Origin of the sequence: Halococcus sp. IIIV-5B (assembly GCF_003602035.1) — an archaeon.
GTDB classification, from domain to species: domain Archaea; phylum Halobacteriota; class Halobacteria; order Halobacteriales; family Halococcaceae; genus Halococcus; species Halococcus salsus.
Genome location: NZ_QZWE01000024.1, coordinates 32,081 through 55,754 on the forward strand (window position 1 = coordinate 32,081; position 23,674 = coordinate 55,754).

The following is a 23,674-nucleotide window of genomic DNA, read 5'->3' on the forward strand; positions in this document are numbered from 1 at the left end:
GAAACGATCGCGTGGTTCGGCCTCGTCGGTGCGCGTGTTCGCCCCCGTCGAATCAGGGAGCCAACACGAGCTTGCCGAAGAAGCTGTCCTCGAGCACCGCGCGCTGGGCCTCGCCCGCCTCGTCGAGGTCGTACTCCCGCGCCACGTCGACCGTCAGCTCGCCCTCGTCCATGAGGTAGGCCAGCCGTCGAAGCGCGACCCGGAGGTCCGGCGTGTTGAACATCGACATGAACTGGTAGGAGACGTCCTTGCTCCGGGCGACGCCGTCGTGCTCGAACCCCACCTGTGGATCGTTCTCCCCGATCCCGACCACTCGCGCGCCGGTCGCCGCGACCTCCGCGTCGAACTGGAGGTAGTCGTCGAGCCGGTGGTCGAGAATTACGTCTACTCCCTCGGTCGCGCCGGCGCGGTCGGTCGCGGCCCCGCGCACCGCGTCCGCGAGGTCTTCCCGCGAGTAGTCCAGCACGACGTCCGCCCCGAGGTCGGCCAGTCGGTCGTGGTAGTCGGGGCTGGCGGTCGTGACGACGTGCGCACCCGCCGCGGCCGCGACCTGGATCGCGACGTGGCCCACCCCGCCGCTACCGCCGTGGATCAGACAGGTTTCGCCGGGTTCGAGGCCCGCGTGGTCGACCAGCGCGCGCCACGCGGTGGCCGCGACGACCCCCGCCGCGCCCGCCTCGGTCGCGTCCACCCCGTCGGGGAGCCCCACGAGATACTCGACCGGTACCGTCGCGTACTCCGCGTAGCTTCCCTGGTGACTCCGGCCGATCCCGGTACCGTAGACCCGGTCGCCGTCCTCGAATTCCTCGACATCCTCCCCGACGGCGACCACCTCGCCCGCGACGTCGATCCCGGGCGTCATCGGGAGGGTGAACGGCTCGTACGACCCCTCCCGGAAGTAGGTGTCGACGGGGTTCACGCCCGCTGTGTGGATCTCGACCAGTACTTCCTCGCTCGTTGGCTCGGGTCGGTCGACCTCGTCGACCCCGAGCACGTCGGGACCACCGTGGTCGTGAAAGCGGACTGCGCGCATGGCTCCCAATGGATGGCGGACGAGGAAAAGCCATCGGCGTCGGGTCGGGTCCGTCAGCGCTTTCCGGGGCGGGGGGCTACCGGCGTCGATGCGGTTGATCGCCCACCGTGCGTTCGCCAGCAGCTACCCCGAGAACACCCTCGTCGCGATAGAGCGAGCGGTTCCCGACGCCGACATGATCGAACTCGACGTTCGACGGTGTGGCTCGGGCGAGCTCGTGGTGGTCCATGACGAAGTCGTCGACCGGATCTCAGAGGGTGTGGGTCGTGTCGACGAGCTCTCCAGCGCCGACCTCTCGGCACTCGACGTGCTCGAAACCGGCGCGGGCGTCCCGACGCTTGACGAGGCCGCCGCGGCGATCCCCGCCGACACCGGGATCGTGCTCGAACTCAAGGAACGCGGGATCGCCGACGACGCGGTGGCGGCCGCCTCCACGGTCGAAAACGAGGTCATCGTCTCGTCGTTCGACGCCCACGCGCTCGACCAGCTCACCGTCGACGACCCCACCGTGGACCTCGGTTACCTTCTCGGGCTGAACCCCGACCGCGACTTCGAGGAGGCGCTCGACCTCGATTGCGCCTACCTCCACCCCCACTGGGGGCACCTGCTCCTGACGGACGCCGTCGACCGCGCCCACGAGGCCGACATGAAGGTCAACGTCTGGACGATCGACACCGCGTTCGTCGCCAGCCTCCTCGGACGAAAGGGGATCGATGGCGTGATCGCCGACTCGCCCGACGTGCGGTGACGCTCCCGCCGGGGACGTCGGCGCGCCGACGACAGCGAAAGTGGCGGTTTTATGCGGGCCGCGCCCGGCCGTCCTAGCGATGCGACTGCACGAGTATCAGGCAAAGGAGGTGTTCGCCGAGGCCGGGATGCCGATCCCGGACTCCGAACTCGCCGAAACCACCGACGAGGTCGTCGAGGCGGCCGGATCGGTCGGCTACCCGGTCGCGGTGAAAGCACAGGTCCACGTCGGCGGCCGCGGGAAGGCCGGCGGGATCGAGCTCGTCGAGAACGACGAGGAGGCTCGCGAGGCCGCCGAGTCGATCCTCGGGATGGACCTCAAGGGCTACACCGTCGACCGCGTGCTGGTCGAGGCCGCCGTCGACTTCGTCAACGAGCTCTACGTGGGCGTGACGATGGACCGCGGCGAGGGCAAGCCCGTCGCGATGGTCTCCTCCGAGGGCGGTGTCGAGATCGAGACCGTCGCCGAGGAGACACCGGAAGCGATCGCGCGCGAGCACGTCGACCCCGCCTTCGGGATGCATCCCTACCAGGCGCGCCGTGCGGTCTTCGACGCCGGCGTCGACCAGGAGGTCGCGACCGACGTCGCGAGCGTCCTCACGACGCTCTACCAGCTCTGGGACGATCGAGATGGATCGGACGTCGAGGTCAACCCGCTGATGATCACCAGCGACGACGAAGTGGTGGCGGCCGATGCCGTCATGAATATCGACGACGACGCGCTGTTCCGTCAGCCCGACCTCGCCGATATCGAGGAGTCCGCCTACGAGAACGACCTCGAAGCCAAGGCCGGCGAGTACGGCTTCGATTACGTCCGCCTCGACGGGAACGTGGGCATCATCGGCAACGGCGCGGGTCTCGTGATGACCACCCTCGACCTGGTGGACTACTACGGTGGCGAGCCTGCCAACTTCCTCGACGTGGGCGGTGGCGCGAAGGCCGAACGGATCGCCAACGCGCTCGACATGGTCTTCTCCGACGACAACGTCGAGAGCGTCGTCTTCAACATCTTTGGAGGCATTACCCGCGGCGACGAAGTCGCGAAGGGCATCAACAACGCGCTCGAACAGTTCGACGAGATCCCGAAACCCGTCGTCGTGCGGCTCGCCGGCACGAACTCGGAGGAAGGTATGGAGATCCTGAACGCGGACCTCGTCCAGGTCGAAGAGACCCTCGAAGGAGCCGTGCAACGCGCCGTCGAGAATGCTGACAGCGCCTCCGTCACGGAGGGGTCGCGATGAGCGTGCTCGTCGACGACGACACGCGCGTCGTCGTGCAGGGCATCACGGGCGGCGAGGGCAAGTTCCACACCGGCCAGATGCAGAACTACGGAACGAACGTCGTCGCGGGTGCGGTGCCCGGACGCGGTGGCGAGGAAGTCGAAGGCGTGCCCGTCTACGACACCGTCGACGAGGCCGTCGAGGCCGAGAACGCCGACGCCTCCGTCATCTTCGTGCCGCCGGCGTTCGCCGCCGACGCGGTCTTCGAGTCCCTGGATTCGGACCTCAACCTCGCGGTGGCGATCACCGAGGGGATCCCGACCCAGGACATGGCGAAGGTCAACAAGCGCCTCTCGGAGGTCGACACCCACCTCATCGGGCCGAACTGTCCCGGTATCATCACCCCCGGCGAGGCGAAGTTGGGGATCCTGCCGGGCGACATCTTCTCGTCGGGCAACGTGGGCTTCATCTCGCGCTCGGGCACCCTGACCTACCAGGTCGTCGACAGTCTCACCGACCGCGGACTGGGCCAGTCGACCGCGATCGGTATCGGTGGCGACCCGATCATCGGGACCGGGTTCACGGACGCGCTCGAACTCTTCGAGGAGGACCCGGACACCGACGCGATCGTGATGTGCGGTGAGATCGGTGGCGAGGACGAGGAGCAGGCCGCCGCGTACATCGACAGCGAGATGAGCACCCCCGTCGCGGGCTTCATCGCCGGGCGGACCGCCCCGCCGGGCAAGCGGATGGGCCACGCTGGCGCGATCGTTTCGGGCTCCGGGACTGGTACTGCGGAGAGCAAGATCGACGCGCTCAACGACGCCGGCGTTCCCGTTGGCGACACCCCCGAGGAAGTCGCCGAGAACGTCGAAGACCTGCTGTAGGTCTATTAGTTCGTAGCCGATTCGATTCGTGCTACTATTTTCTCAGTAATGTCAAACGCACGCTGTAGTGTCATCTCTGCATCCCGCTTGGTTGAATGTGCGTCGGGATGAGCTACTTCATTGCGACGTTTTCGGAGAGGGCTCAAAAATCCCATTCCTGAGAATGTGTCAACATCTTCGGAGGCATCCAGTGCTTCAAAAACGTTGTTCCAATTCATGTTTCCCGGATTCTCTCCTTTCTCACTCTCGTACCACTGTCTAAGAAGCCCTTCTATCGCTCTGAGAGACATAAATTCTGAAGAGGTGTACGTTCCAACCAGAAGGTTATCGCAAGCTTCTCCTAGATCTCTTAGCACAGACAGATATGGATCAGATATATCAATATCTAAGAAAGTTTCTGGTCCTTGAGATAATTTTTCTGTAGAAAGATCTGTCTCTGGACTGAAAACAACCATTTCAGAAACTGACTGCTCATACTTCGAGATCCATATCGATACCCGATCCGTTAATTCTGATTCTTCATCAACGGAAATAGCTGACTTATAAATTGGTCTTTGTTTCTCGTTATCCTTGAATTCGCTCTCCCATGAGGCGGCTTCTTCACCAATATCCGTAAAATTCTGCATATTCTTCAATCTAGCAACGTCTCCGAGTAGTTCGATGACTTTCTGATGGTTCGGTATTCGACTGCCCAGCTCGTCAGACAAATCCTCTAGGTCCCTCTGATATGAGTAGATGTTTTCTGCTCTTAGCGGTACCGTTCCATCTGACTGCTCCATGGTTACTTAAAATGAATCTACAATTATTTAAATCTGTGGCATCTCTCACAGATTTGGTCTGTCTTAGCGAGTCTGTTCGGAGATTCTGGTTTATATCGGAATTAAATAATATACAAATTAAGTGGTTTCTAAAATACCTATCTAGTACTACGGCCGGCGGCGAGCGAACAGCGCCGCACCGAGCAGCGCGATGGCCGCCCCGACGACCCCAAATCCGGGACCGTTGCTCGACGTCGTCTCGCCGCCAGCGGTCGCGTTTCCGGACCCGCTGGTTCCGGCCGCGGTCACACCGCCGGACTCCGCGCCGGTCGTCGCTTCATCCGACGTAGCCGCACTGACGGCGGTGTCGTCGGTCGCCGCAGCCGTCCCGGCGCTCGTAGCCGCCGTGCTCGCCGTCTCACTGGCCGTCATCGACGTGCCCGCCGTGGTGTTCTCGACGGTCGTGAGGTTCGCCTGCTGCACCGCCTCGGGGTGGAGCGTGCTCGCGACCGTCACCAGCGGGGCCACCAGTCGCGGGCCGGGTTGGCTGATGTAGTTCGCGTTGACGGTGATAGTCTGATTCCGCTGCACGGCGGCCGTGCTGGCGTAGGGTTCACCGGAGGGGATCGTCGAAGGCGTCGACGTGACGATCCACTGCGGGTTCCGCTCGGCGATCGTCTCGTTGCTGATCTGCTGGTAGCCCTCGATGCCGGCGTTCGCCGCGATGTTGTCGCCGCCCGCGGTCTCGACCACGTCGTTGATGAAGGTGTTGTTGCCCACCGCGAACCCGCCCGACTGCGGGTAGAGCACGCGCGGGCTCTCCTCGTCCTCGACAGCCCGCTCGACCGCAGTGACCGTCTCCTGGGTCTCGTTGACAGTCTCGGCGGCCTCCGAGCAGGATCCGACGAGCCGACCCGTCGTGTTCACGTCGTCGTAGACGTCGTCGATCGAGGTCGCCTCGGTGGATTTGTAGACCGTCAGCCCAGCACCGCGGAGGGTCTCAACCGTCTCGTTCGGGATGATGTTCGCCGCGATCACGAGGTCCGCGTCGGTGCCAACGACCCGCTCGGTGGCGACGGTGTAGCCGTCGGCCTGGTAGACGTCGGTCCGGTTCTGCGACCCGTCGAGGTACGACGTCGTCGGGCCCTGGGGCATCCCGACGACCTTCTCGCTCGCCCCGATCGACCACATGATCTGGGCGGTGCTCGCGCCGATCGCCACCACGCTCTCGGGTTCACCGTCTACCGTGACGTTGGTCCCCGTCGCGTCGGTCGCCGAAACCGGGAACGAGCAGGTCTCGGTCGCTGTCTGTGCCGGTGCGGGACCGAGCGCGGCGTTCGGTCCCGTCGATACCGCCGCGACCGGCGCGATGCCGGCCATCGTCACTGCGAGGACGAGCAGCGCCCCCACCATCGTGTGTCTCATGTCCTCGGAACGTGCGGCGGTACTCAATAAATATTTATCTAACCCAACCCGAGTTGGTCTCGTGGCAGAGACGTCCACGACGCGCGACGAGCCGACCGCCATCCGTCCGGCTCGTGTCGGGAGCCGTGCGGTCGCGTGGTCGGCCGGGCTCGTGGTCGCACTCCTCGCCGTCGTCATCGCGAGCGCGGCGCTCGGTCCGGTGGGTATCGAGTATCCGGTCGTCGCGATGATACTTCTCGACGCCCTCCCCCGGCTCTCGTTTTCGGTCCCCGACACCGCCGCGACGATCGTCCTGCGGATCCGGCTCCCGCGGATCGCGCTCGCCGCGATCGTCGGCTTCGCGCTCGGAGCCGCCGGCACCGTGATGCAGGGCTTCTTCCGCAATCCGATGGCCGACCCCTCGATCATCGGGGTTTCGACCGGGGCGGCGACGGGCGCGGTGGCGTGGATCGTGGTTCCGTTCGTGATCCCGTTCGGGCTCGGCCTCCAGGGCGCGGCGTTCGCGGGCGCGCTGATCGCGGCCTTCGGGGTCTACCTCATCGCCACCGAGGGTGGGAGAACACCGGTCGCCACCCTCCTGCTCGCTGGCGTCGCGGTCCAGACCTTTCTGGGGGCCGTCATCTCCTACCTCCTCATCAACTCGGGCGAGAGCCTCGAACGCGTGACCTACTGGCTGATGGGCCACCTCCACAACGCCTCGTGGGGCGATGTAACGACGACGCTCCCGCTCGCCCTCGTCGTCTTTCTCGGTCTCCTCGCCTACGCCCGCGACCTCAACGTCCTCCTCCTCGGGGAGAACGAGGCCCACTCGCTCGGGATCGAGGTCGAGCGCAGCAAACGTATCCTCCTCGCGCTGTCGAGCGTGCTCACCGCCGCCGCGGTCGCCGTCTCGGGCGTGATCGGCTTCGTTGGGCTGATCGTCCCCCACGTGATGCGCCTCCTCGTGGGACCGGATCACCGGATCCTGCTCCCGACCAGCGCGCTCGCGGGCAGCGTCTTCCTCGTCGCGGCCGACACCCTCGCGCGCTCGGGGCCCGCCGAACTCCCGGTGGGGATCGTGACGGCGGCGGTCGGTGCGCCCTTCTTCCTCTACTTGCTGCGTCGTCGGGAGGTGCGCGCGCTGTGATCGAGGTCCGCGACCTGGGGGTATCCTACGGCGAGGTGAACGCGCTGTCCGGGGTCGACCTCGCCGTCGAACCCGGCGAGGTCGTCGGCCTCGTCGGCCCGAACGGTGCGGGCAAGACCACGCTGTTGGGCGCGGTCAACGGGCTTGTCACCCCCACGACCGGCACCGTCGCGGTCGGCGGCGACGACGTCACCGAACTGTCGGCGCGCGCGCTCGCCCGCCGGGTGGCGACGGTGCCCCAGCAGACCGACCTCTCGTTTTCGTTTCCGGTTCGGGAGGTCGTGGCGATGGGTCGAACGCCCTACCGGTCGCGGTTCGAGCGCGTCACGGACGAGGACCGCGACCACACCCGACGCGCGATGGAACGCACGGACGTCGCACGCTTCGCCGACCGCCGGATCGACGAGGTCAGCGGCGGCGAGCGCCAGCGGGTGGTGTTCGCGCGGGCGCTGTGCCAGAATCCGGACGGACTGTTGCTCGACGAACCCACCGCGAGCCTCGACATCAACCATCAGGTGCGCCTGCTCTCGCTTCTCCGGGCGTTCGTCGCCGAGGGTCGGGCGGCGCTGTGTGCGATCCACGACCTCTCGCTCGCCGCCCGGTTCTGTGACCGGCTGGTGTTGCTCGCGGGCGGGACGGTGCTCGCCAGCGGAAGCCCCGAAGCCGTGCTGACGGAATCGAACGTCGAGCGCGCGTTCGACACTCGCGTCGCGGTGACGCGTCACCCCGTCACGGGAACCCCCGACGTCACGGCGCTCGCGGATGCGGCGGACCGACGGCTCGACGCGCTCACCGTGGACGACCGCTAGATTCGAGGTGGACGCTACACCGACAGTTGCTCGTCGGCGGCCGGCGGGTCGGTCGTGGACCCGGCGACGTTGCTGAGGCAGGTGGTCACGAGGGCGTTGACGCGTTTCGGGTCGGGGACGTCTCGGAGCGCGAGGTTGACCCCGCCGGTGCCCGCGGTGTAGACCGCGATGTCGCCGTAGGACAGCAGCCGTTCGACCGTCGACTGGTCGAAGGTGGTGTTCTGCACCCGGTCGAACCGGACCTGCGTGACCGTCCGCGAGAACAGACCCGTCTTCTCGTAGACCGCTTTGGTGGTGAAGACGTACCGCGTACTCCAGCGGGTGAGGTAGGCCCAGGAGCCGATGCAGAGCCCGACCGGAACCGAAACGAGCGGGAGCCACGACGGGCCGGGGAGCGACCCGAGCCGCGAGAGCCAGACCCCGGCGATGCAGAGCACGAAGCCGACCGCGACCGCGGGGAGGGCGGGATAGGTGCTCGGGGTGCCGGCCCAGAGCACGCGCTCGTCGCCCGTGAGGTGCACCCACTCGACCGACCCCGCCGCCGAACTCATGTCGCTCCTGTAGGCGCGGCATCGTCTTACCGGTTTTGAACCCGAGCGGGACCGGTCGGTCGTCGACGACCGACGGGGATCGGTTACGTTCGTGATGGTTGCCGCCGCGAGTACGATGATTTTTATTCTCCACCGTCGAGGCTCAGGTATCGTGAGTGATCAGCCCGGTTCTCGGGGGAGCAGGAGTAGGGAGTGCCAACCACCGGGCTCCGGTGGCGGAACCGGATCCGACGACGTGACCGACCGAAGCGGTGTGCCCGCGGGCGCGACGGTGGCGGGACCCGACGCCGACGAGCGCTCGGTCTCGATCATCATCCCGACGTACAACGAACGCGAGAACATCGAACAGGTCGTCGAGCGGTGTCGGGACGCGCTCGCCGAGTATCGGTTCGAGATCGTCGTGATCGACGACGACTCGCCCGACGGGACCTGGCGGTTCGTTGAGGACGAGTACGAGGGGCTGGAGGCGGTGCGGGTGGTCCGCCGAACGGAGGATTCGGGGCTCGCGACCGCGGTCTCGCGGGGGTTCGACGAGGCGACCTACGAGCTCTGTGCAGTGATCGACGCCGACCTCCAGCACCCGCCCGAGAAGCTCCCAGAACTCATCGCGGCGTTCGACTCCGGGGCCGACATCGTGATCGGGAGCCGCCACGTCCCCGGCGGCGGCGTCGAGAACTGGTCGCGGTTCCGGCGGCTCGTCAGCCGCGGCGCGATGACGATCGCGAAGCTCGCGCTGCCACCGACGCGCGGTATCTCGGACCCGATGAGCGGCTTCTTCGCGGTCCGACGCGAGATCCTCACCGGAGTCTCGCTCGCGCCGACCGGCTACAAGATCCTGCTCGAGATCCTGTTGAAGTGTGACTACGACCGCGTCGTCGAGGTACCGTACGTCTTCACCGAGCGCGAGCGCGGCGAGTCGAAGCTCTCGGCCGGCGAGTACCTCGGGTTCCTCGAACACGTCTACGACCTCCGGCGGGGCGGCTACGCTGGCCGGAACCCACACGCCGCCGTCTCGGCCGACCGAAACCAGCACTGACTCGGTCGGGATCCCCGAGGCGAACCAATAACCCTAAGCCGGGCAACCTGTATTTCCCGGTACCGAAATGCCCTCCCTCTCGCGCCAACGTCTCGGGGTGGCCCTGGTCCTCGTCGCCGTCGTCGCCGTCGTGGGTTCGCTCGCGGTGAGCGCCGCCACCGGGCCGTCGACCGCCTCGAACGCCGATACCAACGATAGCGCCGACCGCGGCAAAACCGTCGTCGGGATGCAGGCCGCCGGCCGCGTCTCGATGTTCGACTCGAACGGCAGCCGACTCTGGACCTTCGGCACCCCCGACACCGACTACTTCGACGTCACGGTGCTCGACAACGGCTCGGTGCTCACGGGCTACATCACCGAAGGCGAACAGGAGTGCGGCCAGTACGAAGCCCCGTGTGCGCGGACGGGCTTCCAGATAATCGACCCCGGCCCCGACGCCAACCCCGACCCACAGGTCACGAGCGAGTGGTCGTTCCCCGTTCCCGAGATGCTCAACAACGAGGTCCACGACGTCGAGCCGCTCCCCTCCGGCGAGTTCGTCATGACCGACATGGCGAACGAGCGGATCTTCACCGTCGCGCCGAACGGTACGACGACGTGGCAGTGGAACGCGAGCGAGCGCTACGACGCACCCGACGACCCCGTCAGCACCGACTGGCTCCACATCAACGACGTCGACCGGATCGGCGAGGGTCGGTTCCTAGTGTCGGTCCGGAACGCCAACCAGCTCCTGATCATCCAGCGCGGTGAGGGCGTCGTCGACGTCATCAACGAGGACACCGGCGACACGGACGACGCGATCTGCAAGGAGAACAACGGCCTCCGTGACTTCAGCAACGACTCCAACGGCGACGTGCTCTGTGGCGACTCCGAGGTCATGAACCACCAGCACAACCCGCAGTACCTCGGACCGGACGCGATCCTGGTCGCCGACTCCGACAACAACCGGATCGTCGAACTCCACAACGAGAGCGACGGCTGGGAGGTCGCCTGGGGCGTCGACTCCTCGAACGACGTGGCCTACAGCTGGCCGCGCGACGCCGACCGCCTCCCGAACGGCAACACCCTGATCACGGACTCACGACGGGACCGCGTCGTCGAGGTCGCCCCGAACGGCACCACCGTCTGGTCCACCGATACCGGGACGTGGCCGTACGAGGCCGAACGGCTCCCCTATCAGGAGATGGCCAACGACAACGACCTCCCGCGGATGAACGCCAGCGGCGACGCCCCGGTCGTCGACGGGGGGAGCAGCATTCCGTACGTCGACGAGGCCTACGCCGGGCTCTCGTACGTGGTCTCGCTCCCGGTCTGGTTCGCCGCGTGGCACATCGCGGTCATCGTCGTCGGCCTGCTGCTCGCCATCGTCGGCGGTGTACTCGTCTGGAGCGGGCGACGAGCGGCCTGAGCAGAAGAGTCCACATTTTCGGAGCGAAACGACGAGCGAGTGACATCGCCGAACAGTATAAGTCGACGGCGTGAAAGCGAACGACAAATGCCATCCGTTGACACGGCCGAGAAATCGGGATCTGTCGTTGCTCTCGTTTCGGCCGCCGCTATCGGTTCGGTGGTCTCCCTTCTGGCTGGCAGGGCGAGCGACGAGCAGTTCGAGACCGTCTCTCTCGGAATCCCCTTCACAGTCCTTCCGTTCTCGTTGAGCTTCGTCCACGGGTCCCGTGGAGGAGGTTTCCGATCGTCGTTACTCATCGGGGCTACACCGGGCGTTACGTGCCTCGCCGTTCTCTTTTACAGGAGCGGGCGGGAGATGGAGAGCCAAGGTGACCTGACGTTCGCTGGCGGGGTCGCTCTCTTCGCTGCTTTCGGCGTCGTCGGGCTGGGAGCCGGGATCGTCGGTCAGTTGCTCGGGATGGTCGTCTCGCGTGTGGCCTGATTCGATCGTCGACGAACGATTCGTCCCCATCGCGGCCGGAATCGGCTCGTACTCGGGGAAAACGCGGATACGGGTGGTATCTTCTACGCCGGGCACATGCAGGCCCGATCGTCATGCGTACGTCAGCCCACCATCCGGTATGGCAAGTGGAACGTATCCGACGAACGAGGACGGCTCGCCGGTGTGTGCCAGACCGACCCCCGACGGGGTCTGTCTTCACGAGGTCTCGGTCCCCGGCGCGCCGTGTGTCGACCACCGGGGCCACAGTCCGGTCGAAGCAGCGGCGGTCGTCTGGCGACCGCGCGACCCGGAGTGGAGCCTGTAGCGCGCCCGACGCCTACTCCATGTAGCCGAGGTTCCGAAGCCGTTCCTGGACGTCGTCGTCGCGCTCGACACCGCCGGTGTCGGCGACGTCGATACTGTCGAGCCGCTCGTCAAGCTTAGCCTGCAGGTCGGCCCACTTCTCTCCCTCGAGGTCCGTGACCGGCGCTTCCTCGCCGGGGTCGGTGTCGAGGTCGAAGCCCTCGATCCCATCATTGGTGTAGATCAGCTTTCGCGCCGGGGTCCTGACACCGACCTGGAGCTCGTCGGGGTCGAGCCGACCCGGCTGGGTCGGCGACGACGCGACCTCCGAGACCGCGTGCTCCGTGTCGATATCGTCGCCCTCGACCGCCGGTCGAAGCGACCGGCCCTGGTAGGAATCCGGGGCCTCGACGCCGGCGTAATCGAGGATCGTGGGCGCGATGTCGACGTGACGGACCTGATCTTCGACGACCTCGGTGCTCGTGCCGCCGGGCGGGCGGACGAGGAACGGGACGTGGACGAGCTCGTCGTAGAGGGCGGGCTCGTGACCGACCTGGCCGTGTTCGAACAGCGCCTCGCCGTGGTCGGCGGTGACGATCACGAGGGTGTCGTCGTCGACGGCTCGGAGGAGCTTGCCCACCTTCTCGTCGGCGTGGCGCACCGACGCGGCGTAGAGCCCACGGATGACCTCGCGCTCGCGTTCGGAGAACGACTCGGGGTCGTGTTGAGCGCGGGTGACGAGCTGGGAGGGCGTGGTGTCGGTCTCGGGGACGCCGACGGCCTCGCGGTGGTGCTTCGGTGGGGTGTAGGGCGCGTGGGGTTCGAGGAGGTGCGTCCAGACGAAGGCCTCGTCGCGGGCGTCTTCGAGCGCCTCGCGTGCGACCTCGATCTCGGCGGCATCGCCCGTCACCATCCGCAGTGGGCCCTGCACGTAGCGGTAGGCCGACTGGACCGCGCGATACACGGGACTATCGAGCGAGAAGTTCTCGAGGAGGAACTGTCGACCCCGCTCCAACCCCGGGAGCCCGAACTCGCCGACGTCGCGATAGTCGTCGTAGCCTCGGCCGTAGCCGTATTTCTCGCCGAGCCAGGGGTTGGCGTGTGCGCCGACGCAGTGCCAACCGCTTCGCGAGAGCGCCTCGCTGACCAGGGTTCGCTCGCTGCTCAGCTCCTCGTAGCCACCGTAATCGAGCGGGAGCGCCGACGTGAACACCGCCGGGAAGGCGTAGGGCGTCGCCGGGCCGTGGCTCACGGCCTCGGAGAACACGGTGCCCTGTTCCGCGAGGCGGTCGAGGTTCGGGGTGTGTTCGCCGACCGATCCCGGCATGAACGAGGCGTGGTCGGCACGCCACGCGTCGATGGTGAGCAGCAGCGTCTTCATTGTCCGATCCGCTCGCTCGCGGGTGAACTGTTTTACTATTCGGTGGCGTCCCCCGACGGTCGAGATGGGTCTCCACACGCCGGGATGGACGTGTGATCACACACCGAACGCACGACGGGGGTCCAACGGCAGGATCGCCCGAAACCGTCGTTTTCGTTGGTCTGACCGCCCGAGGATCCGATAGGCAATACTTAATTGGCTCCGGTCTGTTCTTTCGCGCAATGATTTCGTCCTCCGCCGAGCGCTCTCTTCGTTCCACTGGACCACGACGACGAACGGAATCCCGCGAAACCCGTCGCCCGTTCTGAGATGTCCGGCACACGCGTCGTTCTGTGTCCGCATCTCTCGGTCGAACACTACCGCGGCGGCGAGAAGTGGGTCTGCTCGCTCGCCAACCGCCTCAACGCCGACGGCGTCGACGTCTCGGTTCGCGCCCTCCCCTACGCGCCCGGCGGCGAGCGTCGCGTCGCGGTGCGCGACGTGCTCGACCCCGACATCCCCTATCGCGAGGCCTGGCACCACGACCTCTCGGCGTTCGACACCGCGTACATCTTCTACAACCCCCTCTCCGAACTCTTCTTCTCCGGCGGCGGCACCCGGATCGCGGGCGTCCACTCCTGGGTGTTCGTCTCGCGGAAGCTCTACGAGGCCCACTACGGCGCGGTACCCACGGCGGTCAAACTCCTCTATCGGACCGTCGGCAAACGCGACCTCTCGCGGTTCGACGTCGTCCACTCCGTGACCCCGGCCTACGACTCCCCGCATCCCAACACGGTCCACATCCCGAACTTCGTCGACACCGACCGGTTCTCGCCCGACAACGCACCGCTCGACGACGAGTTCACCGTCCTCACGACCGCCGCCCACATTCGCGAGAAGGGCTGGGACACGATACAGGACGTGGCCGAACGCCTCCCGTCGAACGTCCGAGTGGTGACGACCGGTGAGGGTGCGGGGGAGGTCGAGGGGCTCGGCTTCCTCGACGAGGACGAACTCGCCGCGGCCTACGCCCGCGCGCACGTCGTGCTCCACCCCGCCCGGGTCGACACCGACAGCATGGTGATCAACGAGGCCTGTGCCTCCGGCACCCCCGTGGTGACGACCCCGCTCTCGACCCACGTCAGGGAGAACGAGGCAGTGTTGCAGGCCGAAACCCCGCGCGGGATGGCCCACGCGATCGCCCTCCTGCACAGCGAGTGGGCACACGACGACGGCTACGCCGAGCGGTGTGACCGCGCCCGCGCGGAGGGCGAGTCCCACGCCATCGAAGCGGTCTACCCCAAACTCAAGGACCTGCTGCTCTCGCCACCGACCCGCGAACGTGGCGGTGACCGAACGGAGGTCCACGCGTGAGCGTGCTCGACGAGGTCCGCGAGCGTTCGCTGTTCGACCCACAGAACAAACGGCTCGTGATGTATCTCGGTGTCGGAGCCGTTGGCATGGTGATAAATCAGGCTATCACCATCGGCTTGCCCAGGTTCGGGATCGCCCCGGTGCTCGCGGGACTCATCGCACGTATCGTGAGTACGCTCTCGAACTACGTGATGAACGACAGCGTGACGTGGCGCGGTCGCGGAGCGGCGGGCTTCGGTCAGTGGTGCTGGCGCGGCGTGAAGTACGTCGCGACCCGGCTCGTCGGGATCGCCATCGGGACGGCTGGGTTGTTCGTCTTCTATGAGATCTTCGGTATCCCGCTGTTCTGGGCGAACCTCCTCTCGATGGCGCTCGGCCTGCTCTGGGGCTTCGGTGCGAGCGAGAAGTGGGTCTGGAGTACGGAGGACTCCTCCTGGTCGTTCGACACCGTGAAGCAGTACTTCGGCGAGGACAAACGTGAGTAGGCTCTCGGAATCGATCGGCCGCGAGACGGGTGAGAGATCGTTCACCGACCGCGTGACCGACGCGCTGCCAGCCCGCAACGACCCGACGTGGCTGGTCGTCCTGCTCGCGCTGGCGCTGTTCGTCGGCTTCTCGATCTACACCTCGCTCCAGCACTTCCGCTTCGCCACCACGGGGGCCGACCTCGGGGCCTACACCCACATGTTCAGTTCGACGCTCAACGGCGAGGGCTGGCTCGACAACGGCAAGTACCGCGTCGAACTCCTCTCGTCGTCGTACTGGGGCGCGCACTTCTCGCTGACGCTGCTCGCCTTCATCCCGCTGTTCGCGCTGGTGCCCTCGGTCTACACTCTCCTGGTCGTGAAGTGCTTCGTGCTCGCCGCGAGCGTCGTGGTGCTCTGGGTGCTGGCCCGCGACCGGCTCGGTGCCCGTCTCGGCGGGGTCGTGACGCTCTCGTACGCGTTCAACCCGTTCCTCTGGTCGGCGTGGTCGTTCGACTTCCAGGAACAGATCCTGATCCCGCCCCTCCTCTTCGCGGCCTACTACTGCTATCGGAAGGACCGAACCGTCGCCTTCCTCGTCCTCTTCCTGCTGGTACTGTTCACCAACGAGTTCGTGATCTTCCCCGCGATCGGCTTCACCGCAGGGCTCGCGGTCGCGGCGCTCCTCGCGGGTCGGGCACGCGAGAAAGCCCCGGCCATCGTCGGCGCGGTGGTCGCTCTCGGGGTGGCGCGGTTCGTCTCCAGCACCGTGATCGAACACTTCAGTCGGGCGAGCGGGCTCCCGGTCTACGTGATCGCTGAACCCCTTCAGGCGTACGTCCAGGGCGCGACGCGGGTGTCGATCCTCGACCTCCTCGGCGTCGTGCTCACGAACCCCACAGTCCTGATCGATTCGGCGACGTTCGCGGTCGAGGACAAACTCCTCTTCTTCGCGGCGTTCATGCTCCCCGTCCTCTTCCTCGCGCTGTTCGACGAACTCTCGCTGTTCGCGCTCGGTCCGTACCTCGGCTTCGCCTGGATCTTCACCGGCGCGTCGAAGGCGGTCTACTTCGAGTTCGGGGCCCACTACCCGCTCTACCTCCTGCCGTTCGTCTACATCGGGGTCATCCACCTCCTCGCGCGGCTCTCGACCCGGTTCGGCGGGGTCTCGATACCGTCGCGGGCGGCGTTCTCGGGGGTCGCCACCGGTGTGTTGGTGCTCTGTCTCGTGGCGGGCATCGCCTCCGGCGGCGGTCACTTCAGCGCCCCGCCGCCTGCGGACGAGGACCACGACGCCGTCCTCCAGACCGCCATCGACTCGATACCGGCGGACGCGACGCTGCTCGCACAGAACGACATCTACCCCCACGTGGCCACCCGTCCCAACGCGACCTTCATCGTGAGCCAGCCGACGTTCGAGGCCTACGAACAGCGATACGGGCCGGTCTCGCCGGAGTACGTCCTGATCGATACGAACCTCAACCCGGACGCGTCCTGGGGGCGAACCGTCCAGCGGAGCTTCGGCGAGCGCCTCGGCGACGAGTACGGACTGCTTCGCTATCAGGACGGTGTCCAAGTCTACCAGCGGGGCTACGAGGGCCGGACCTACGGGGTGACACAGCGTGACCCGAGCCCGCGGGTCTACGACGCGAGCGAGTTCGCGAGCGAATCCGCGACCGAGGCCGGGACCGAGGAGAACGCCACCCTCGTGAGCGAGGAGGGCTCCTCGGGCGATTACATCTGGTTCGGTCCCTACGACACCCTCGCGCCGGGCGAGTACACCGCGACCTTCCGGGTCAACGTCTCCGGCGACGGCGACGACCCCGTACTGCTGACGCAGGTCGCCGGCGGCGAGGACCACGCGGAGATCGCGAACACCACGGTCGCTCCCGGCGACGGCTGGCAGAACGTCTCGGTGCCGTTCCGCCTGACCGAGAGCACCTCGGAGCTCGAGTACCGCGGGGTCAGACGGGGCGAGGGTCGGGTCGTGTTGGACCGGGTGGAGATATCCTACCCGGAAACCGCAAACACCACGGAGGGTGGGGCGTGATGGAGGAGCAGGCATGAGCACCGCCGACCGCGTCAGGACCGCCGTCGACCGCCGGGTTCCCGACCGGGGGGACCCGGCGTGGTACGTCCTCGGGTTCGCCCTCCTGCTCTTCGTCGGGTTCTCGGTCTACATGTCGCTGCTCTACCGGAGCTACTGGCTCACGGGCGCTGACTTCGGGACCTACGTCCACATGTTCGCACAGACGGTCGGGGGGAACGGGTTCCTCGAACAGGGCAAGTACACCGCCCGCGGGCCCGAGAGTTCGTACTGGGGCGGCCACTTCACCGCCACCCTGCTCGGGTTCCTCCCCCTGTACGCCCTCGTGGAATCGCCGTACACCCTCATCGTCTCGAAGGCGTTCGTGCTCGCGGCCAGCGTTCCGATGTGCTGGAAGCTCGCGCGCGACCAGCTCGATAGCACGTGGATCGCGGGGCTGGTGACCGCCTCCTACGCCCTCAACCCCTTCCTCTGGAACGCCTGGCTCTTCGACTTCCAGGAACAGATCCTCCTGCCTATCCTCCTGTTCGCCGGCTACTACGCCTACACCAAGCGCCGGTACGTCACGTTCGTGGTCTTCCTCACGCTGGTGTTGTTCACCAACGAGTTCACCGCGATCCTCGTCGGCGGTTTCCTGGTGGCGCTCGCGGTCATCGCCTACCGCGGGAACCGCCTCCGACAGGAGGCACCCATGCTCGGTGTCAGCGCCGTCATCCTCGTCGTCTCCCGGATCATCGCGGGCTGGGCGATCGGGGTCTACACCGACTCCTCGGGTCTGCCGACCGACGTCGTCTCGCCGGCGTTCCAGGCCTACATCACGGGCTCGCGGGTCACGATCGGCAACCTCGTCGGCATCCTGTTCGCCAATCCTTCCCTCTTCGTCGACGCCGTCGCGATCGACCTCTTCGACAAGGTGGTCTTCCTGGTCCTCCTGCTCCTGCCGGTGTTGTTCCTCGCCGTGGCCGACGAGGTCACGGTGCTCTCGCTGGTTCCCTTCCTCGGGTTCGCGTGGGTCTTCGCCGGGCGCGACGTCTACTACACCTTCGGCGCACACTACCCCTTCTACCTCCTGCCGTTCGTCTACATCGGGGCCATCAGAGTGCTCTCGCGGGTCGACCTCTCGCGACGGCCCGAGTTCGACACCGACGCGTGGTGGAACACGACCCGTGGGATGCTCTCCGGGCTGTTCGCGGTGATCCTCGTCGTGAACCTCGCCGTCGGGGTGGCGATGGGGGCCGAGAAGGACGCCATCCCGCGCGGCGGCGACGACGTCGAGACGATCAACGAGGCGATCGAGGTGGTCCCGGAGAACGCCTCGCTGATCACCCAGAACGACATCTTCCCGCACGTCGCTACCCGCGACAACGTCACCTTCACCGCGAACCGCACGCTCTACTATCGGTACCAACGCGAGAACCCCCCGCCACAGCCCGAGTACATCCTGATGGACACCGACCTCGAAACCCAGGGCATCGAGTGGTCACAGCCGTTGCGAACGATCTTCGAGGGCCAGCTGGGTGACGAGTACGGTCTCTACGCCTACGACGACGACGTCTGGGTGTTCAGGCAGGGCTACACCGGCACGACCCGCGGTATCGGCGGTGACTACGGGTTCGACCCCAAAACCTACGAGCTCTCGGACATCGTCCGGAACGAGGCGATCATCATCGACGGCCAGCTCGTCGGCACCGGCGGCCAGGACGGGACCTACTACTGGTACGGTCCGGGGGCGATGCTCCCGCCCGGCGACTACACCGCGACCTTCCAGGTCAACGCCACGAGCACCGGCGACCAGCCCGTCGCCACGCTCGAAGCCGCGACCGGAGCGACCCCCCGGCCGATCGCGAGCGAGAACGTGACGACCACCGACGGGCTCACGAACGTCACCGTCGACTTCTCGCTCGACAGCGTCGAACCGAACGTGGAACTCCGGGCGAAGCGGGCCGGCGGGACGGGCCGGCTCGCCTTCGAGAACGTCACCGTCTCCGCCCGGAACGACACCCCGAACGCGTCCGCGACGCGCGGGTAGTTCGACCCGGACGACGGCGGGGCGATGAGAACACATTTTCCGCTTCGCCGCCTTCAGTTGGTATGTTCGATGACGCGCGGGCGTATCTCCGCGCCGCGCTTTCGCGGTCCCGGCGATTCGAGCGCCGGGAGGTCCACGATTTCCGCCGGTGGATCGAGAGTTCTAGAAACCTGATCCACCTCTCCGTCCTGTTGTTCGTGCCGCTCTTAGTTGGCCTCGTGACGCTGATCTCGAACGTCGCCGACCTCTCTTTCCTCCTCTTTCCCCCGCTGGCCGCCGGCGCGTATCTCCTGTTCGCCCACCCCGAGGAGCGCTACGCCGCCCCCTGGCGGTTCGTCTCGGGGTTGACCGCCGGTGCGGCGTGTGGCTGGATCGCGGTCGCGACCCTCTCGCAGTTCTACTACGCGCCCTCGGCGGCCCAGGAGATCCACGCCGGTGGCGCGGCGCTCGCGATGTTCCTGACCGGGGCGGCGACGTGGGCGTTCGACATCGAGGAGCCGGCGGCGTTCTCGACCGCGCTCCTCGCGGTCGTCGAGCGGGCCTCGGGGTTCACCTACGTCGTCTCCATTGCGGTGTCGAGCATGATCGTCGCGGGCGTGTTCCTCGTCTGGCACCGTCACGTCTACTCCCACCGGGCCCGCTACCTCTACCAGTCGACGAAGGGCGACGACCACGTCCTCGTGCCGATGCGCGGCGACCACGCCGACGCCACCGCGATGTTCGGCGGTCGCCTCGCCGCCGCCCACGACGCCGGCAAGGTGGTGCTGTTCGACCTCGTTGACTCCGACGAGACCGGGGCGAGTGCCGCGGAACCGGACTCCGACGGACGAACCGTCGCCACCGACGGTGGGACGAACGCCGACGCACCGGCGTCGACGAAACCCCACGCTGGCCGGCTCGAACGGTGTGCGGACGCCGTCGAGACCACCGTCGGGATCCCGTGTGAGGTCGTCGTCGCCCAGCGTGGCTCGGAATCACCCGCCAAGACCACGCTCAGGACCGCACGCGAGTCGAACTGCGACCTGGTCGTCACCCCCTACGAGGAGGGCGACGGGGGGCTGTCGTCGTTCGTGACCTCCCTGTTCCGGACCGATATGGACGTGGTGGTCCACCGGTCGATCGATGGACGGACCGAGTGGGGGCGGATCCTGGTGTCGGTCCGGCGGGCCAGCGACGTCGCCCGAAGTATGCTCGATTTCGCGTGCCGGCTCGCGAGCTCGTCGGGACGGATCGGGGTCTGTCACTGTATCTCGACGGCCGCCGAGCGCCGCGACGCCGAGAGCATGCTCGCCGACCTCGTCGAGACCTTCTCGACCCGCATCGAGACCCGGGTGGCACACGGCCCCGCCGAGGACTTCCTCGCGGCCGCCTCGTCCCACACCGACCTCGTGATGCTCGGGGCCAGCACCGACCGGAGCACCGTCTCGCGGTTGCTCGCGCCGGCGACGTTCGAACGGCTCCACGACATCGAGTGTGACGTGGCGATCGTCGACCGTCGGTACCGACCGCTCGACCACAACTGACGTCCTTCTCGCAAAAGGCGGGGACCAAGGGACGTGGTCCGCTGCGTGGCATCTCGGAGAGTCCGTCGAACCCTCCATCCCGTTGTTCAGCACCCTGGTATAAACACTTTCGTGTCATGGCAGAACGCTGTACGGTTCCGCTGAACGTCGCGTGCGGCCCGTACCCGGCGGCGCTCGCGGTCTTCTACCGAGCAAAATCGTGCAACACCGACGGGAAAATCGGGGTGGTTCCGAGCCCGATTCAGACCTGTATCTCGTTCTCGCAGTGCGTACAGGGGACCCGGTCCGCAGCACCGGAGTCGTCGTATTCGGTCTCGTTCCCACACTCACTGCAGGTCACGGTTGCCATGTTCGGTGATTCCGTGTCGTGGTCACATAGCCCTTCTACCGGCTTGTGCAAACAAGCCAGTGTGGCTTTCCGATGAGAAGCGGTGAGAAGCCGGTGGGGGGATTTGAACCCTCGGCCTAATCCTTACGAAGGATTCGCTCTAGCCAGTCTGAGCTACACCGGCGCGTTTCAACTTCGACTCACCACGGCTATAATCGTTGCGAATCCGACCGACGATCCGGCCCCGCGACTCACGCCCGAAGCCGGACGTCGAGGCAGACGTTCTGTTCGTGGGGGGCGTACGACCGGACCGTTCGCCGGGTTTCGACAGTGACCTCGTAACCCTCGGCGGCCGCGCGGATGGCGCGTTCGCCGGGTCCGAACGGGTCGTCCTCGTGCTGGATGTCGTAGTAGTGGATCGTACAGTCGTCGCTCGCGAGCGCGACCGTGGTGTCGAGGAACGCGTCGGCGGAGTGCGGGAGGTTCATCACGATCCGGTCGGCCCGGTCGGTGTCGTCGCCGGCGACCTCCCGTACGTCCCCCTCGATGGCGGTCACGCGCTCCGTGACGTCGTTTCGTTGGGCGTTCTCCCGGAGATACTCGACCGCGACGGGATTCAGGTCGATACCGACGACATCCGCGCCCTGCTTCGCGGCGGGGATCGCGAACGGGCCCACGCCGGCGAACATGTCGACGACCCGCTCGTCGGCGTCGACCTGCTGGGTCACGCGGTGGCGCTCGGTGGCGAGGCGCGGCGAGAAGTAGACCTCGGCGATGTCGAGGGCGAACGAACAGCCGTACTCGCGGTGGACGGTCGTCGTTCCGTCGCCGGCGAGCACCGTCCAGTCCCGGGTCCGGAACTCGCCGGTGACCTTCGAGGCGCGGTTCGCGACCGTCGCGACCGGGAGCGAGGAGTCCATCACCGCGGTCGCGATCCGCCTCGCGCGTTCGACGTCGTCCTCGTGGAGCAGGACGATCTCCCCGAGGCGTTCGTAGCTCGGTTCGAACCCAAGCAGGTCCGCGGGCATGACCTGTGTTTCGCGGGTGGGCACGTCGTGGGTGACGACCGCGTACTCGTCCGCGACCGCGGTCGCGTCCGTCACCGGGAGGTAGATCCGGCCGTCGGCGACGGTGATCTCGTGGTCGTGGTCGAGGAGTCCGCGGTCGTCGAGGCGTTCGCGGGTCTCCTCGCCCGCCTCGCGCGCGACCCGGACACACGGTACCTCCATACGGTAAAACTCGACCGCGGGCGGGCCTAAGCGTGGCGCTTCGTCGCCGGAAACGTCATCCCCAGTTCCCGCCTCCCGGTCCCTACGATGGAGCCCGAACCACCGACGAACGCCACCCGCGAGCGACCACACACCGAATCCAGCTACGGCATCCCCGAGGACGAGGACGGGCTCCTCCCGTGGGAATTCGTCGCGACACGGCTTCGAGAACACCGAACCGTCTGGCTCTCGACGACCCGTCCGGACGGCACCCCACACGCCAGACCCGTCTGGGGCGTGTTCGTCGACGGGACGTTCTACTGCGGCGGTGGCGAGCGGACGTGGTGGGTGCGGAACCTCGCCACGAACCCTGCGGCCGTCGTCCACGGCGAGAGCGGCGACGAGGTCGTCATCGTCGAGGGCACCGCCAACCGGATCGACGACGGGACCGGCAACCCAGGTCTCGTCGACCGACTGAACGCCGCCTATCGAGAGAAATACGGCATCGAACACGGCACGCCCTTCTTTGCCATCCGTCCCGAGCGCGTGCTGGCGTGGCACGACTACCCGGACGACGCGACCCGATGGACGTTCGCGTAACCGGATTTCTTAATCCGTCCGCCTCCCGAGTCGGGTCATGCTCACCTTCGTCGGCCTCGGACTCTACGACGAGCGCTCGATAACCATCGAGGGCCGCGACGCCGTTCGCGGCGCGGACCGGGCGTTCGTCGAGCGCTACACCTCGACCCTCGGCGGGGCCAGCGTCGCCGACCTCGAAGCCTACCACGATATCGAGATCGAGGCCCGGGACCGCGCAGGCGTCGAGCGCGACCCGGCGGCGATCCTCGACGCGGCCGAAACCGAGGACGTCGCCTTCCTCGTCGTCGGCGACCCGATGGTCTCGACCACGCACGTCGACCTCCGACTCCGCGCCCACGACCGCGGTATCGAGACACGGATCGTCCACGGTACGACCGCCCAGACCGCCGCGAGCTCGCTCACGGGTCTCCAGAACTACCGCTTCGGCAAGGCTACAACCGTGCCGTTCGCCTACGGCGACCGCCCGATCCCCGAGAGCGTCGTCGATACGATCGACGACAACCGCGACCGTGGGCTCCACACCCTCTGCTATCTCGATATCAAGGCCGCGGAAGACCGCTACCTGACCGCGAGCGCCGCCGCCGACCGCCTCGCGCCCGCCCTCGAAGACGCCATCGGGGTGGTCGTCGCGCGGGCCGGGAGCCCGGAGCCACAGGTCGCCGCCGACACGCTCGCCCGACTCGCCGACCGCGAGTTCGGCGACCCGCTCCACCTCCTCGTGGTTCCGGGGGCCCTGCACGACCTCGAACGCGAGGCGCTGTCGGCGCTCGCGAACGCGCCCGACCGGCTCTTCGCCGACGGCTCGTAACGATCGGTTCGACCGGAGCGATCGTCCAGTATCGACCGGTACAGACCGTGAGGTGAACCCGAACCTTCAAATTCGCCGAGCGGCCCCGGTGGTTGTATGAGCGTCCTCCTCCGGCTGGCATCGCTGCTCGCGTTGCTGGTGGCGGGG

The 23,674-nt window shown here is 66.8% G+C and carries 22 protein-coding genes and 1 tRNA gene; 16 read left to right on the forward strand and 7 right to left on the reverse strand.

The genetic code is table 11. The annotated features are described in order from the left end of the window. Window positions 1-52: 52 nt before the first annotated feature. Window positions 53-1,033, reverse strand: a complete 981-nt coding sequence (locus tag D3261_RS14710) for an NADPH:quinone reductase (protein WP_120073624.1) — start codon at window positions 1,031-1,033, stop codon at window positions 53-55. Between the two features lie 88 nt (window positions 1,034-1,121). Here D3261_RS14710 and D3261_RS14715 point away from each other — a divergent pair, with 88 nt between their 5' ends. The 3 genes from D3261_RS14715 (at window position 1,122) to sucD (ending at window position 3,887) form a co-directional block, all read left to right on the forward strand. Further along, complete coding sequence (locus tag D3261_RS14715; protein WP_120073626.1) at window positions 1,122-1,781, forward strand: glycerophosphodiester phosphodiesterase; 660 nt, start codon at window positions 1,122-1,124, stop codon at window positions 1,779-1,781. Window positions 1,782-1,860: 79 nt separating this feature from the next. Continuing rightward, on the forward strand, window positions 1,861-3,021 hold the full coding sequence (gene sucC / locus D3261_RS14720) for an ADP-forming succinate--CoA ligase subunit beta (RefSeq protein WP_120073628.1): 1,161 nt from the start codon (window positions 1,861-1,863) through the stop codon (window positions 3,019-3,021). Beyond that, entirely contained in the window at window positions 3,018-3,887 is an 870-nt protein-coding gene (gene sucD / locus D3261_RS14725; RefSeq protein WP_120073630.1) for a succinate--CoA ligase subunit alpha, read from the forward strand. The genes sucC and sucD overlap by 4 nt, the downstream gene beginning before the upstream one ends. Before the next feature lie 5 nt (window positions 3,888-3,892). Here the strand turns inward: sucD and D3261_RS19805 are convergent, their stop codons facing one another. Next, window positions 3,893-4,666, reverse strand: coding sequence for a hypothetical protein (locus tag D3261_RS19805; RefSeq protein WP_147464984.1), 774 nt, complete (start codon window positions 4,664-4,666; stop codon window positions 3,893-3,895). 147 nt (window positions 4,667-4,813) lie between these two features. Further along, window positions 4,814-6,070, reverse strand: a complete 1,257-nt coding sequence (locus D3261_RS14730) for a PGF-CTERM-anchored ABC transporter substrate-binding protein (RefSeq protein WP_233554007.1) — start codon at window positions 6,068-6,070, stop codon at window positions 4,814-4,816. 61 nt (window positions 6,071-6,131) lie between these two features. On the opposite strand from D3261_RS14730, the gene btuC reads away from it, so the two are divergent. Next, on the forward strand, window positions 6,132-7,196 hold the full coding sequence (gene btuC / locus D3261_RS14735; RefSeq protein WP_120073634.1) for a vitamin B12 ABC transporter permease BtuC: 1,065 nt from the start codon (window positions 6,132-6,134) through the stop codon (window positions 7,194-7,196). Next, the gene (locus D3261_RS14740; protein ID WP_120073636.1) at window positions 7,193-8,005 is read left to right on the forward strand and encodes a heme ABC transporter ATP-binding protein; all 813 of its coding nucleotides are present in this window, start codon (window positions 7,193-7,195) and stop codon (window positions 8,003-8,005) included. Before btuC ends, D3261_RS14740 begins: the two co-directional genes overlap by 4 nt. A 14-nt stretch (window positions 8,006-8,019) precedes the next feature. Here the strand turns inward: D3261_RS14740 and D3261_RS14745 are convergent, their stop codons facing one another. Further along, window positions 8,020-8,556, reverse strand: coding sequence for a PH domain-containing protein (locus D3261_RS14745; protein ID WP_120073638.1), 537 nt, complete (start codon window positions 8,554-8,556; stop codon window positions 8,020-8,022). A gap of 235 nt (window positions 8,557-8,791) precedes the next feature. On the opposite strand from D3261_RS14745, the gene D3261_RS14750 reads away from it, so the two are divergent. From D3261_RS14750 to D3261_RS14765, 4 genes are all read left to right on the forward strand, one after another. Then, a complete protein-coding gene (locus D3261_RS14750) occupies window positions 8,792-9,592 on the forward strand; it encodes a polyprenol monophosphomannose synthase (protein WP_233554008.1) in 801 nt (266 codons plus the stop codon). Window positions 9,593-9,659: 67 nt separating this feature from the next. Further along, window positions 9,660-11,000, forward strand: a complete 1,341-nt coding sequence (locus D3261_RS14755; protein ID WP_120073640.1) for an arylsulfotransferase family protein — start codon at window positions 9,660-9,662, stop codon at window positions 10,998-11,000. Window positions 11,001-11,087: 87 nt separating this feature from the next. After that, on the forward strand, window positions 11,088-11,483 hold the full coding sequence (locus D3261_RS14760) for a hypothetical protein (protein ID WP_120073642.1): 396 nt from the start codon (window positions 11,088-11,090) through the stop codon (window positions 11,481-11,483). 139 nt (window positions 11,484-11,622) lie between these two features. Beyond that, entirely contained in the window at window positions 11,623-11,808 is a 186-nt protein-coding gene (locus tag D3261_RS14765; protein ID WP_120073644.1) for a hypothetical protein, read from the forward strand. Window positions 11,809-11,820: 12 nt separating this feature from the next. On the opposite strand, the gene D3261_RS14770 is transcribed toward D3261_RS14765, so the two are convergent. After that, window positions 11,821-13,167: a sulfatase gene (locus tag D3261_RS14770; RefSeq protein WP_120073646.1), complete on the reverse strand. Its 1,347-nt coding sequence runs from the start codon at window positions 13,165-13,167 to the stop codon at window positions 11,821-11,823. A 309-nt stretch (window positions 13,168-13,476) separates the two neighbouring features. Here D3261_RS14770 and D3261_RS14775 point away from each other — a divergent pair, with 309 nt between their 5' ends. The 5 genes from D3261_RS14775 (at window position 13,477) to D3261_RS14795 (ending at window position 20,583) form a co-directional block, all read left to right on the forward strand. Then, window positions 13,477-14,520: a glycosyltransferase family 4 protein gene (locus tag D3261_RS14775; protein WP_120073648.1), complete on the forward strand. Its 1,044-nt coding sequence runs from the start codon at window positions 13,477-13,479 to the stop codon at window positions 14,518-14,520. Next, window positions 14,517-15,005, forward strand: coding sequence for a GtrA family protein (locus D3261_RS14780; RefSeq protein WP_120073650.1), 489 nt, complete (start codon window positions 14,517-14,519; stop codon window positions 15,003-15,005). The genes D3261_RS14775 and D3261_RS14780 overlap by 4 nt, the downstream gene beginning before the upstream one ends. Further along, window positions 14,998-17,034 carry a DUF2079 domain-containing protein gene (locus D3261_RS14785; RefSeq protein WP_120073652.1) on the forward strand — a complete coding sequence of 679 codons (2,037 nt, stop codon included), beginning with the start codon at window positions 14,998-15,000 and terminating at the stop codon, window positions 17,032-17,034. Before D3261_RS14780 ends, D3261_RS14785 begins: the two co-directional genes overlap by 8 nt. A gap of 13 nt (window positions 17,035-17,047) precedes the next feature. Next, complete coding sequence (locus tag D3261_RS14790; RefSeq protein ID WP_120073654.1) at window positions 17,048-19,060, forward strand: DUF2079 domain-containing protein; 2,013 nt, start codon at window positions 17,048-17,050, stop codon at window positions 19,058-19,060. A gap of 62 nt (window positions 19,061-19,122) precedes the next feature. Further along, window positions 19,123-20,583 (forward strand): HPP family protein, encoded by a 1,461-nt coding sequence (locus tag D3261_RS14795; protein ID WP_120073656.1) that lies wholly within the window; start codon window positions 19,123-19,125, stop codon window positions 20,581-20,583. 437 nt (window positions 20,584-21,020) lie between these two features. Here the strand turns inward: D3261_RS14795 and D3261_RS14800 are convergent. Both D3261_RS14800 and D3261_RS14805 read right to left on the reverse strand, forming a co-directional pair. Continuing rightward, window positions 21,021-21,095 (reverse strand) — tRNA-Thr (locus tag D3261_RS14800). Window positions 21,096-21,162: 67 nt separating this feature from the next. Next, a complete protein-coding gene (locus tag D3261_RS14805) occupies window positions 21,163-22,140 on the reverse strand; it encodes a class I SAM-dependent methyltransferase family protein (protein WP_120073657.1) in 978 nt (325 codons plus the stop codon). 87 nt (window positions 22,141-22,227) lie between these two features. On the opposite strand from D3261_RS14805, the gene D3261_RS14810 reads away from it, so the two are divergent. Together D3261_RS14810 and dph5 are read left to right on the forward strand one after the other, a co-directional pair. Continuing rightward, a complete protein-coding gene (locus D3261_RS14810; protein ID WP_120073659.1) occupies window positions 22,228-22,719 on the forward strand; it encodes a pyridoxamine 5'-phosphate oxidase family protein in 492 nt (163 codons plus the stop codon). A gap of 37 nt (window positions 22,720-22,756) precedes the next feature. Continuing rightward, window positions 22,757-23,527, forward strand: a complete 771-nt coding sequence (gene dph5 / locus D3261_RS14815; protein ID WP_120073661.1) for a diphthine synthase — start codon at window positions 22,757-22,759, stop codon at window positions 23,525-23,527. Window positions 23,528-23,674 lie beyond the last annotated feature (147 nt).